The following is a 12,567-nucleotide window of genomic DNA, read 5'->3' as shown; positions in this document are numbered from 1 at the left end:
TATGGCAGGAGGATCAACTGCAGGATCACTAAAACTAAATAAATCAAGTTTCACTTTATCAGGAGTTACGAGTAATGACACCTTGACTTATACCACAGACGGTGGCGGTTCTATGTCCACACCTCGTGTAAAAGTGAGTGTCGAGACAGTAACATTAGTCAATGCAGCAGGAACGGTTTTACAAGACCTTCCTATTAAAGTTGCGGATGACCAAGTCAGTGTTACAGGATCTTATCAAATTCCTTTGGATTTAGCAAAGAGCTATCCATCAATTAATTATGCAAATCTTCGAGTGATTGCTCATTATAAACAGGTCACTCAATCCGATATGGGAGATACAACGACATATTTTGATTATGTTCAAAACTTGACGATTTATTTTACAAACGCTTTGTATGCACCGACTTGTGCACTGACTTATGAAGAAGCAACACCGGGACTCGCAGAAAAGTTTGGAGCTTTCATTCAAATCTATAGTTCTGTGAAAGCAACGCCTGAGTTTACAGGAAAATACGGGGCAACATTAAAAACTGGGACAGTCACCTTTGATGGTATGTTCAAAAACTTCAGCTCTGTGGATAGTGATATACTCTTTGGAAATATCAAAACATCAGGCAATCAAAAGCTAGAGTGTAAGGTGACAGACAGCAGGGGAAATACTTTCACTACTTCCTATACACTGAACGTTTTAGCTTATACGATACCTCAGTTGACTACCGTTGTTTTAGACCGTTGTGACGAAAATGGAGAGCACAACGACCATGGCCGATATGTTTTGGTAGAAGCAGCGGGTTCAATCACACCTCTTGGGGATAAGAATGATAAGTCGCTGATTGTGAATTATAAGTTGCCAGAAGATGCAGCGTGGGCTTCACAGGATATATCTTCCTTATTTGTTCGATATGTTATTGATGGTAAGGCAGTCGTTGGGACTGGTGATTTTGACCCTACACTCACTTATAATTTTAAGGTCAGTCTAACGGATGCATTCAATTCAACAGAGGTTTCTAAAAACATTACTACAGCGACACCGCTTCTTGATTTTCATAAGTCTGGTACAGGATTAGCCATTGGTGGGGCTGCGACGAAAGAAGATACTTTTGATGTCTTACTTCCGAACATGAGCGCAGTTAACTTGAATGTAGAAATGCTAGAAGTAGATGACAGTACTGTTTATGGTGTAACTACAAATAATGGATGGTATGAGGAAAAATTAGGGGATAACTTTTACCGATGGACCCAAATATTCAAGGTCAGTGCTAACATAGCCACAGCGTCTGGATCTCTTTATAATTCTGATACTTTAACTATACCAGCGGTACCAACAGGTTCAGCGAATGTCTATAGGGCGATTACCATATTAACGGCCCCATGGCCATGTTGGTCTGGATACTTTGCGACTGCGGGCGGTTTCCGGTTGTTCTCTACAGTAGTACGAACCTTCGGTGAAGTTACTCTTGAAGCAGTGTTATACGGTTCTAAAAATTAATGAAAAGGGGAAAATGAGAATTGGAGTTAGAAAAGCAGGTTAAACAGCACGAAGACAAACTTAAACAGCATGATAAAGAGTTATCTCGTTTAAACGACTTTACTTTACAAATGCAAAAAACGATGAATGAAGGATTAACACGGGTAGATGAGTCCAATCGGTTCTTGAGGGAACAGAATACACGTCAGTCAGAACAAAATGCAGAAATTTTACAAGCTGTGATTAAACGGAATGATATTTCAGACGATCGTCAATTTCAAATGAAAATTATAGATAAACAAAATTTTTGGAAAGCAGTATTTTCAATTGGAGGTGTTGCAGGAGCGATAATTGCAGCATCATTAAAACTATTAGGAGTATGAACGAAATGAATTTAAATAATAAAGCTTATAACATTATCAAATGGGTAGTTCTTACAGTATTACCAGCTCTAAGCGTACTTGTAGGGGCTCTGGGCAAAGCGTATGGCTGGGAGAGTACAGATTTATCAGTACTTACCATTAATGCTGTAGCAGTCTTTTTAGGGGCAGTTACAGGTGTAAGTGCTCTAAATTATAACAAACAACAAAAGGAGGAATAACATGAACAATGTAGCAGCAACTATAGGACCACTTGTTGGCAAGCAGGTTGGTTATTCTAGTAGTGCAGGACAATGTGGGGCTCTTGCCTCTTATTGGCTGTCTGTCCTTACAGATAAGGCTTATCAGTTTGCTTATGGAATGTCTGGAATCAATGCCAAATGGGTGCCAGGGTCAGACTGTAATACTGCATGGAATGTCTACACACAAACTAACTGGGAAGCTATAGGTTTTGAAAAGATAGATAATCCAAGTTTTAGCCAACTTAAAGCAGGAGATATTTTCTTCATTTCTGCACGAGACGGTTTGTCTACGGGCCATGTTGGCATTATAGCAAGCGTGGCAAACGTTAACGTAGTTACTTATGAGCAGAACGTTCTTGGTGCTATGTACGTTCAGGAGCTGCCAGATTCAAATAGTTGGTCATGGTATAACGGATTTAGCGGTGTGGTACGTAAGAAAGAAGAAAAACCATCAACAAGTGGTGGTTCAAATAACAATGTTCAATTAGGAGGACTTCAAATGTTTATTCAATATCCAGACGGGAAACAGTATATCATTAGTGCAACAGGAAAAAATTATATCGAAACAACGGAACAATCAAAAATACTTACACAATTCTTTGGAAAGCCAAAAATTGTAGGTAAGGACGTGAATCAACGTGAAGTTGATCAAGTCTTAGAAGCTTTGACAGGCGGTGAAAAATAAAAAATGCACTCGATCGATTGATCGGGTGTTTTTTTGTGTCGTTATTGATTTACAATACTCAAATGTATTGATATAATCATTTAGTCGGGTAGAACTAAGATCCTCATAAACCTTTGTTTTTTAACATGCCTGATAACTCTCTTGACAGGTCAAGGGAGTTTTGGTTCTTTAGCTTAGCTGGTTAAAGTCCTCCGCTCATAACGGAGTCAGCGCTGGTTCGAGTCCAGCAAGAACCATAAATTTATGATACAATAAATTTTGTTTTGATGGAGAATTACTCAAGAGGCTGAAGAGGACGGTTTGCTAAATCGTTAGACTGAGAAATCGGTGCATGGGTTCGAATCCCATATTCTCCTTGCCGTAAAGGCTATTCATCTAAGACGTCTGTCTGTTGCACAGGCGTTTTAATATGCTATAATATAACTCTGTTCTTACAGGTAAGTCCTCACTTCGGTGGGGATTTTTTTCTTATCTTATATAGAAGAAAGTATCAAAAAAGAGCCATATTAGCTCTTTTATTATTTAATGTATTTAGTCACAACGACTTCTGTTGCTGTCATAGCATATTTTTTGTCCATTGTGACACCTCAAATTTATTTTACTTTTCTATTATAGCATTTGTTTTATTATTTTATATATAAAAACATTTTGTTATACTAAACAATAAGTTTAAAAAAGGAAGACATTAAGCTTTAACCTCTTTGCTCAAAAAACTTCTGAAAGTTTAGAGTAAGTGGCTTGTGGTTTTAGTCTGCCTGCTTAATAGCAGAGATAAAGCGTTCAGTAATTTCATGAGGTCTTGTGATGGCTCCTCCAACAACTTGTGCAAGAACACCAAGCTCTTGAATTTGCTTTGCTTGCTCAGGAATATGAATACCACCTTCAGCTATGACGGGGAGATTTTCTGAGAGTAGAGCCTTGATCAGTTCTATATCCGGTTGAGGCTTGTGCTTTGTAGCTTCGGTGTACCCAGATAAAGTTGTTCCTATAAAATCACAACCTGCTTCATAAGCAGCTCTACCGGCTTCGAGGGTGTCAATATCGGCCATGAGAAGTTGGTTAGGATATTTCTCCTTGATTTGCTTAACAAAAGTTTGCATACTTAAGCCATCATGTCGTTCTCGCAAGGTACAGTCTAAAGCAATAACGGCAATGTTAAGTGCAGCTAATTCATCAATTTCACGCATTGTTGCAGTGATGTAAGGTTCTTGAGGGGGATAGTCTCGTTTTATTAAGCCAATAATAGGAACATCAACGACTTCCTTTATTTCTTCAATATCACGTACTGAATTTGCTCGAATTCCTACTGCCCCAGCATTTTGTACACCTAGAGCAATCAAAGGCATAATACCTCCATCTATACGATAAAGAGGCTCACCTGGAAGAGCTTGACAGGAAACGATAAGGCCACCACGGACTTTGTTAATAAATTCTTGCTTATTCATATAACCTCACTTTCATTATGAGTTTATTGTATCATCAATTTTATGAGATTTAAAACGTTTGCTTAGGGATAGGAGGAAACTTGACAATTACTTGCTTTTACTTTACAATGTTTTATGTAGTAAGTATTTTTATATACTAAACTATTTACTTATATTTTTAACTTATATTTTCTGAAATATATTTTTTTATTTTTAAGGGGACTTATTTATATGTTTTTAGAAGGAAAAAAAATCGTCGTTATGGGTGTAGCCAATAACAAGTCTATTGCTTGGGGTTGTGCTAAAGCTATGAAAGACCAAGGAGCTATCTTGATCTATACGTATCAAAATGAACGTATGGAAAAACAGCTTGCTAAGCTTGCAGGTCCAGAAGATTTACTTATCGAATGTGATGTAGTTTCAGATGAATCTATTCGTCGTGCATTTTCAACTATTGAAAGTCGCGTTGGTAAAATCGATGGATTAGTACATGCCATTGCTTACTCTAAAAAAGAAGAACTTGATGGAAATGTATCCGATATCTCACGTGATGGCTATGCCCTTGCACAAGATATCTCAGCTTATTCATTACTTGCTGTAGCAAAAGCAGCTAAACCTTTGTTTAATGAGGGTGCTGGTATTGTAACATTAAGCTATATGGGTTCTGTTCGTGCTATTCCAAACTATAATGTTATGGGAATTGCTAAGGCAGCTTTGGAAGCAACTGTACGTTACTTGGCAGCAGAAATGGCCCATGTTGGTGTCCACGTTAATGCTATCTCAGCAGGTGCAATCAAAACTCTTGCCGTTTCAGGTGTTGCAGGCTATAAAGATTTGATTAAAGAATCAAACAGCCGTACAGCTGATGGTAAAGGCGTTACAATTGAAGAAGTTGGTCAAACAGCAGCCTTCCTTGTTAGTCCTTTGGCATCAGGAGTTATTGGCGATGTAGTATATGTTGATAAAGGCGTTCACTTGACTTAGATTCAAAAAAAATAAAAGCATCCGATAGAGAAAACACTCTATCGGGTGTTTTTTTTATTACCAATAAAAGATGTTAGCAAATGTTGTACTTATTTTGGAGTATAAATTGTTGTAGCGATGTTACTCTTTTTTTTATATTATAAAGCTTGTAAATAAATCATCTAGAATTGATGTGGCCACTAAATCTAGAAAAAAAGAAAAGGACAAATGAACAATGAAATTTGAATTTAAAAGCTTATCTACTTATGAAGAAGATGCTACCCCAAACTTTATGGGGGGTGTGAATTATCATAGCCTTGTTGAGGAATTTGACTCTATGGCAGAAGCTGTGAAATATGTGACTGATCATCATGGTTACTTAATAACAGATAACGGTAAATTTGCTTTTGAAGTAAGAAATATCTCTGTAGTCAAATAAAGAAAATAAAAAATTGTAGTATCAAGCAGGATACTTATTAGTCAAGGAATAGAAGAAATCATGAAAAAAGAAAGTCTTTTTACAGCTACTTTCATTATTAACACACTTATTAGCTTTTTATTTTATATCGTTTTTTACGTTTTAACATCGTCAATAGGTACTTATGCGATGGAAGAATTACATCAATCAACAGTGGTTAGCTTATCACTGTCAAGTATATTTGTTATTGGGGCACTTATTGGCCGTGTATGGACAGGGATTTTTATCACACGTATTGGGATGAAAAAATTACTTTACGTCGGAGGGATCATCTTTCTAGTTTTAACACTGGGATATTATACAACGACTAACATTCCTTTACTGTTCATCATCCGTATTATCCAAGGTATGGGATTTGGTATTGGTGCTACAGCATCGGGGACTATTGCTGGGTATACGGTACCTGCTTCACGACGAGGGGAAGGTATTGGGTATTATGCTTTGTCAGTCACACTCGCTGCAGCTGTCGGGCCAGCTTTGAGTATTTCTATTTACTCTTCACCGCTTGGTTTCAATGGTCTCTTGGCTTTAGCGCTTACTTTACTCATCTTGACATTTGCCTTAATTTTCTTTGTGCGTGTGACAGAGTTATCAAAAGAAGAAGTTCATGAAGCAATGTTGAACACACCAAAAGGTTTAGATAAATATATCGAGAAGTCGGCTTTGCCAATTTCCTTTATTGCTTTCTTAGCAGGATTCATTGACTCTGCTATTTTAACAGGGATGGGTCCATTTACATCTTTCTTGCATATCTCGACTGCAGGATCATTATTCTTCACATTGTATGCCATCTTGATTTTCCTCTCACGTCCATTAACAGGTCGTATATTTGATACAAAAGGAGACAACTGGGTATTCCATCCTGTCTTTATCTTCTTTGCTATTTCCATGTTATTCGTTGGGCTTGCAGGATTTATGGGAACAGGGGCAGCCTTTATTATGTTACTTATCGCTGGGGGAACCTTTGGCTTGGGCTATGGAGGGGTTGCTCCATTTGGACAAGCTATTGCAATTCGTGAGGCACGCAAGGATCGTATTGGTGTTGCGACATCAACTTTCTTTGGCTTTTTAGACTTAGGTGTTGGCGGAGGCCCAATTATTTTAGGGGCGATTATTCCAATGCTTGGGCAAGGTATGGTGGGATTCCGTAACCTTTATCTCTACAGTGCTCCTGCAGTTGTTATTGTTTGGATTATTTATTACCTTATTCACGGCAAAAAACAAAGTCAAACCCACGTAGCTTAAAGAATGATAATATGAATGATATAGAGTATGTAACACAATTATTGGAAGATAAAGGCGTGACTGTGGTAACTCGGAAAAAACACAGTTATATTATGTATCAAGGTATCGAATCAGAATATCTCTACATACTTAAAGAGGGTGTAGTAAAAGTTAGCAGCATCTTGAGAAACGGGCGGGAGTTCAATATCACTTATGTCTGTGAGCCAGATTTTGTTTCGCTACTTGAAGAAGAGCAAATAGACGGAGTTTCAGCCCTGTTTAATGTCAGAATAGAGTCAGAGGAGGCAAGCTTTTATCGAGTTCCTCGTAAAGTTTTTTGGGAGTGGATTGATCAAGACCTTAAGTTATTTCGAATTGTGGATAAGTTTTATCAAAAACGGTTAATGATGATTTTAGAAGCACTTCAAAAAATGACAGTAAATGGTAAAAAAGGGGCAGTTTGTACTTGTTTATATAACTTTATTGACTATTTCGGTATTCAGAAGAAGGAAGGTATATTGATCGACTTTCCGGTTACAAATGAAGATATCGCTGGTTTTTGTGGTATCTCAACTCGGACTAGTGTGAACAGGATACTCCGAGAGTTAAGAGAAGAAAAAGTCATTGATGTAGTAGAACATAGGATTCTCGTTTGTGATCGTTACGCCTTGCAGAATTATATCAACTAAAGTTTAAAATAAAAAAATATCCGAATCTTTTAAAGATCGGATATTTTTTATTTGCTTATTTACGTTTTTGCTTACCAGCGTTACGCCCGTTATTGTTTTTCTTACGTGGAGCATCTAAATCTTTTAAGCCTTGTTGAGTAGCTGATCTAGGTGTCACATCTTTGGGAAGATCCGCCATCTTAGGAGGATTGTTTTTGAATTCTTCGTCGATTTTTTGACGCATACGAGGTTTCATAACATAGGTAATGATGATTTGTTGAATGACCATAACAATACCACCGACAGCCCAGTAAAGTGCCACACCCGCAGGAGACATAAAACTGAAGATGATAATCATTACAGGACTCATGATAAGCATTGTCAAACCAGTTTTCTTTTGCTCAGGAGTCATACTCTTCGTAGAAATCCAAGTTTGCAAGAAGTAGAAGACACCAGCAATAAGGGTGATAACGATACTTGAACGTCCGAGGTCAATACCGAAGAAAGTAGCTGTAGAGATACCAGGAGTGTAAGCTGCAGCATTATAAAGTGCAATGAAGAATGGCCATTGGATAAGTAATGGCAAGCAACCCATTGAAGATAACATATTAATTCCGTTATCTTTTTGAGCTTTCATCAGTGCTTGTTGTGCAGCCATACGTTCTTCTGGAGTTGTAGCAGCTTTCAAACGAGCATTCAAAGGCTCGAATACAGGAGCCAAGTAAGCTGTTTTTTCTTGCATATAAGTTGATTTATATGCTTGATTAAGGCCGAGAGGAAGGATGAGGAAGCGGATGATCAAAGTCACTAAGACAATTCCCCAACCATAACCAAGATGCATATTATTAGCAAAGAGGTCAACAAAGGCAGACATAGGTTTAACTAGAATTTGGTAAGTTAAACCCTGTGTCGCAGCTTCTGTAGGAACGCGTACTCCATCTACGATGTGGGTTTGGACACATCCACTAAGCAAGAGCAAACCAGCACTTGCAATACCCACTAGGGATAATTTTTTGTTCAAATTTTTCAAAATAAATTCGCTTTCTATAAATAAACGGTCTTTTACTATTTTACAGGAATTCCCTTCATTTTTCAATAGGTCTATAGTCTGAAAAAGACTTATTTTGTCGCTTTGAAAGGTTATTTAATCTGTTTGAAGTTAATAGAATATACTGTGATTTTTATTTGGATATGAAGAAATATAAAAACTACTTTTCAAAAGTAGTTTTTATATTTTAACCAATGAAACTTGTAATTTCTTTTTCAAAATGTTCAATTTTGTTTTGAGCTGCTTTTTCTGTATCGGCAACCGCTGCCAGATAGAATTTAATCTTAGGCTCAGTTCCTGAAGGTCGAACAGCAATCCAGCTTCCGTCTTCCAAGTGATATTTGAGAACATCAGAAGGAGGTGTAGTTAATTTTTCAATTTTACCACTGTGAGATTTTGCAGTAAGCTCTTTGAAATCTTCGGACAAGAGGATTTCTAAACCATCAAATTTTTCTGGAGCATTCGCACGGAATTTACCCATAATTTCAGCAATCTGTTCTTTACCTGTGCTACCCTCAAGAGTAACAGAAAGTGTTTTTTCTACAAAATAACCATATTCTGCATAGATATCTTGAATACCATCATAAAGTGTTTTACCTAACGAACGGTAGTAAGCAGCTACTTCACAAATAAGAAGCATAGCCTGAATGGCATCTTTATCACGAACAAAAGGTTTGATTAAGTAACCAAAGCTTTCTTCAAAGCCAAACATATAAGTGTGTTCACCCGTTGTTTCCCAGGCTTGGATTTTTTCACCAATAAATTTGAACCCTGTCAGCACATTAAACATTTCCACGTTGTAGCTTTCAGCAATATGGCTTACTAACTCGGTAGAAACGATTGATTTTGCCATAGCTGCATTAGCAGGCAATGTTCCTGCAGTTTTATGAGCTTCAAGGATATATTTAGCGAGAACAGCACCGATTTGATTTCCTGTAAGAGGTTGATAACTACCATCAGGCAAACGGACTTCCACGCCAATACGGTCAGCATCAGGGTCAGTAGCAACTAACATATCCGCACCGACTTTACGTCCCAGTTCTTCAGACATTGCAAAAGCAGCTTGGCTTTCAGGGTTTGGAGATTTTACTGTTGAAAAATCAGGATCTGGCACAGCTTGCTCTTCAACTACCGCTATTTTTTCAAACCCTGCAGTAGCAAGGGCACGGCGTCCAAGCATTTCACCTGTCCCGTGAAGGGGTGTGTACACGATGTTAAGGTCACGACCGTACTGGTTAATCAGTTCTTGATTAATAGTTACTGTTTCAATATTTTTGAGATATTTAGCATCGATGTCTTCACCAATGATTGTAATCATACCATCAGCGATATATTTGTCTGTATCTCCCAAAGTGATTGAGAAGATATCGTCAATTTGGCGAATATATTCTGTCAAAGCAGCAGCATCTTCAGGAGGCATTTGTCCTCCATCTTCACCGTAAACTTTGTAACCATTATAAGGTGCAGGATTGTGACTGGCAGTAATCATCACACCTGTCAAAGTTTTCAATTCACGAATAGTAAAGCTCAATGCTGGTGTAGGGCGGAGGCTGTCATACACATAGCTTGGAATGCCATGATCAGCAAGGATTGTAGCTGTTTCCATCGCAAATTCTTTTGAAAAATGGCGGCTATCATAAGCAATAGCTACACCACGTTTTTTCGCTTCACCCTTGCTATCCATTAGACGTGCAAGACCTTCAGTGGTCAAACGTACAGTGTAAATATTCATGCGGTTAGTTCCAGCACCTAGAAGACCGCGTTGACCAGCTGTACCAAATTCAAGATATGTATAAAAGGCATCTTCTTGTGTTTTTTCATCCATTTCAAGAAGCTCTTTATGCATTTCAGGTGTTAAGCCAGCCGATAGCCATTGTTCATAAATTTCATTGTATGACATTTTTATCCTCCAAAGCCAATTTTTAAAAGGCTTTAATTAGTTATTATTTATTAGAATTCTAACCGAAAATGAATTCGGTTTCAGATGTATTATACCATTTTTCATTTGTATTTTCCAAAACAAGTCAAAACAGCCTGATATTTCAGACTGTTTTATGGTTTCTAGCGTGTTTTTTCTAATGTTGGGACAATTGCTGCCGTTAATATTACGGCAATGATGACTTCCGCAATAGAGTTGCTCGTGATAATTAATTGGATAAGATTTGAAAAAGTCATGCCTGTATATTGACCGAAAAATAAAGTGATAAAACTTAAAACTAAAACGGTATTTGTGGCTGTCCCCACAAATGCAGCTAAGCCCGCACCTGTACGCGTTTTGAAAGCTTTGTAAATAAAGTAAGGAAAGACGCCAATTAAGATACGAGGGACGATAGCGACAACTAATGCCCATAGAGAGCCGTGGTTCGTCCCCGGGATAGGTTGCAGCGGACTAAATACATAACTTAAAGGCGTGGTAAGAATTGTTGAATTAATAACACTAATGATACCCATCACTAAACCTAAGAAAGCACCCTTACGCGCCCCTAATACAATAGATCCAATAATCACAGGGATGTGCAAGAGAGTGGGGACAATGGGAAGGGGCCAAACGCTATAAACAATTTGGCTCAATACTTGCACAACGACCATAATAGCGATAAAGATCGCAAGAATGGCAATGTCAGATGCTTTTGATTTTTTCATATTTTAAATTTCCTTAATTTTACTTGCTTGATCAAGTGTAGTAGCAATAGTTTCAATATCAGCTAAGGCACCTTCGCCAAAATCTCCACAAGCCAAAAGAGATTGCTTAGGCTGGATAACCTCAAATCCGACAGTTTTTAAAGTATCAATATTTTTCGTCGTTAAAGGATTTGTATACATATATGTATTCATTGCAGGAGCGATAAATTTAAGTTTACTTGGATGAAGAGCAAGCGCTACAGAAGTGACGATATCAGATGCTGCTCCATGTGAAAGACGGCTTATTGTATCTGCTGTTGCAGGAGCTACGACGAAAATATCGGTGTGCTTTGCTATATCAATGTGATTGACAACATTTGGATGTTCCTCATCCATAATATCGATATGAACCTTGTTTTTTGATAAAACTTGCAGAGTCAGTGGGGTAATAAACTGAGTTGCTGCTTTTGTCATTAGAACAGTTACATTATGTTGCTTCTTATTGAGTAGTGAAACCAGATCTGCAGCTTTATAAGCTGCAATACTGCCTGTAACGGCAAGAGTTATATTAGCCATGATATGTCTCCTCAGAATTTTTTACGATAGCTTGTGCAATCTCCGTTTTGGTATGAAGTCGAGTAATCTCTTCAGTCTCGCTAAGTAGGAAAGCGAGGTGCTGATCTGCTTTGATATTTGCTAAATCATTAGCAATAATGAAGTTGGCAGAAGTTTCATTGCGCTTGGATTGAGCTATTTCAAGTAAATGTTCTTCACTTACACCAGAAAGAAGTTTAAATCCAAAAAGAATTACCTCAGGTTTCCATTTTTTTATAAATGAAATAACTTTTGGTGTTTTTTCCAGTAACATAATCTGATGCTCAGACTGTGAAGAGATTTTTTTCTGAATTTCAGGTCGAAAATTAATAAGTTGTTCTTGAGTAAGAGGGTCGGGTAGATTTTCTAGCCCAGTCATATAAACAGGACGATAGTCAGAGACAGCCATACTATGGACGACAACGTCAGCTTGGGGAAGGCGTTCTTCCATCGTGTCTAATAGATTTTGTGTATCGCTGATTGGGATTATAGTTAAATTTTTATCGTGTTTGGGGAGCTGAGCAGAACGTCCAGCCAATAAAATGACTTGGTGTCCATTTGCTAAAAATTCCTCAGCAGTTAATTTTCCCAAACTTCCTGTAGCGAAATTAGTGATACCACGGACTGTATCAATAGATTCAGTTGTACCACCTGCTGTAATTAAAATCTTCATGGCTTTATTTTAACCTAAGTCTTTTAGCAATGCAAGAAGCTAGTACCTAGATAGGAAAGAAACGTAGGAAAACGCTTGCATTAATTTCTAATAAGTCT

Annotated in this window: 14 protein-coding genes and 2 tRNA genes; 10 read left to right on the top strand and 6 right to left on the bottom strand. The window is 37.7% G+C overall.

The window, feature by feature from the left end; translation table 11 throughout:
* The first annotated feature begins 1 nt into the window (after window position 1).
* From I6G50_RS06475 to I6G50_RS06450, 6 genes are all read left to right on the top strand, one after another.
* Window positions 2-1,489 carry a DUF859 family phage minor structural protein gene (locus I6G50_RS06475; RefSeq protein WP_197908290.1) on the top strand — a complete coding sequence of 496 codons (1,488 nt, stop codon included), beginning with the start codon at window positions 2-4 and terminating at the stop codon, window positions 1,487-1,489.
* A 20-nt stretch (window positions 1,490-1,509) separates the two neighbouring features.
* On the top strand, window positions 1,510-1,851 hold the full coding sequence (locus I6G50_RS06470) for a hypothetical protein (protein WP_003136549.1): 342 nt from the start codon (window positions 1,510-1,512) through the stop codon (window positions 1,849-1,851).
* A 5-nt stretch (window positions 1,852-1,856) separates the two neighbouring features.
* Window positions 1,857-2,069, top strand: coding sequence for a phage holin (locus I6G50_RS06465; RefSeq protein WP_003136244.1), 213 nt, complete (start codon window positions 1,857-1,859; stop codon window positions 2,067-2,069).
* Window position 2,070: 1 nt separating this feature from the next.
* A complete protein-coding gene (locus I6G50_RS06460) occupies window positions 2,071-2,775 on the top strand; it encodes a CHAP domain-containing protein (protein WP_197908289.1) in 705 nt (234 codons plus the stop codon).
* A gap of 162 nt (window positions 2,776-2,937) precedes the next feature.
* A tRNA-Ile gene (locus I6G50_RS06455) sits at window positions 2,938-3,011 on the top strand.
* 32 nt (window positions 3,012-3,043) lie between these two features.
* Window positions 3,044-3,131 (top strand) — tRNA-Ser (locus I6G50_RS06450).
* 390 nt (window positions 3,132-3,521) lie between these two features.
* Here the strand turns inward: I6G50_RS06450 and I6G50_RS06445 are convergent.
* Complete coding sequence (locus I6G50_RS06445; RefSeq protein WP_197908288.1) at window positions 3,522-4,220, bottom strand: N-acetylmannosamine-6-phosphate 2-epimerase; 699 nt, start codon at window positions 4,218-4,220, stop codon at window positions 3,522-3,524.
* A 210-nt stretch (window positions 4,221-4,430) separates the two neighbouring features.
* On the opposite strand from I6G50_RS06445, the gene fabI reads away from it, so the two are divergent.
* From fabI to I6G50_RS06425, 4 genes are all read left to right on the top strand, one after another.
* On the top strand, window positions 4,431-5,183 hold the full coding sequence (fabI, locus tag I6G50_RS06440; RefSeq protein ID WP_003136545.1) for an enoyl-ACP reductase FabI: 753 nt from the start codon (window positions 4,431-4,433) through the stop codon (window positions 5,181-5,183).
* A gap of 214 nt (window positions 5,184-5,397) precedes the next feature.
* A complete protein-coding gene (locus I6G50_RS06435) occupies window positions 5,398-5,601 on the top strand; it encodes a hypothetical protein (RefSeq protein WP_003136544.1) in 204 nt (67 codons plus the stop codon).
* Between the two features lie 60 nt (window positions 5,602-5,661).
* The gene (locus I6G50_RS06430) at window positions 5,662-6,885 is read left to right on the top strand and encodes an MFS transporter (protein ID WP_081164920.1); all 1,224 of its coding nucleotides are present in this window, start codon (window positions 5,662-5,664) and stop codon (window positions 6,883-6,885) included.
* An 11-nt stretch (window positions 6,886-6,896) separates the two neighbouring features.
* Window positions 6,897-7,553 (top strand): Crp/Fnr family transcriptional regulator, encoded by a 657-nt coding sequence (locus tag I6G50_RS06425; protein WP_197908287.1) that lies wholly within the window; start codon window positions 6,897-6,899, stop codon window positions 7,551-7,553.
* A gap of 55 nt (window positions 7,554-7,608) precedes the next feature.
* Here the strand turns inward: I6G50_RS06425 and yidC are convergent, their stop codons facing one another.
* The 5 genes from yidC to I6G50_RS06400 all read right to left on the bottom strand — a co-directional run bounded on the left by yidC (window position 7,609) and on the right by I6G50_RS06400 (window position 12,469).
* A complete protein-coding gene (gene yidC, locus I6G50_RS06420; protein WP_143466362.1) occupies window positions 7,609-8,562 on the bottom strand; it encodes a membrane protein insertase YidC in 954 nt (317 codons plus the stop codon).
* A gap of 205 nt (window positions 8,563-8,767) precedes the next feature.
* The gene (locus I6G50_RS06415; protein WP_197908286.1) at window positions 8,768-10,480 is read right to left on the bottom strand and encodes a phospho-sugar mutase; all 1,713 of its coding nucleotides are present in this window, start codon (window positions 10,478-10,480) and stop codon (window positions 8,768-8,770) included.
* Window positions 10,481-10,641: 161 nt separating this feature from the next.
* The gene (locus I6G50_RS06410) at window positions 10,642-11,223 is read right to left on the bottom strand and encodes an ECF transporter S component (protein ID WP_081164912.1); all 582 of its coding nucleotides are present in this window, start codon (window positions 11,221-11,223) and stop codon (window positions 10,642-10,644) included.
* Between the two features lie 3 nt (window positions 11,224-11,226).
* Window positions 11,227-11,778 carry a phosphopantothenoylcysteine decarboxylase gene (gene coaC / locus I6G50_RS06405; RefSeq protein WP_081164910.1) on the bottom strand — a complete coding sequence of 184 codons (552 nt, stop codon included), beginning with the start codon at window positions 11,776-11,778 and terminating at the stop codon, window positions 11,227-11,229.
* The gene (locus I6G50_RS06400; protein WP_081164907.1) at window positions 11,771-12,469 is read right to left on the bottom strand and encodes a phosphopantothenate--cysteine ligase; all 699 of its coding nucleotides are present in this window, start codon (window positions 12,467-12,469) and stop codon (window positions 11,771-11,773) included. The genes coaC and I6G50_RS06400 overlap by 8 nt, the downstream gene beginning before the upstream one ends.
* Between the last annotated feature and the right edge of the window lie 98 nt (window positions 12,470-12,567).

Source organism: Lactococcus garvieae, from assembly GCF_016027715.1.
GTDB classification, from domain to species: Bacteria; Bacillota; Bacilli; order Lactobacillales; family Streptococcaceae; genus Lactococcus; species Lactococcus garvieae_A.
This window is presented reverse-complemented; position numbering and strand designations above follow the sequence as displayed.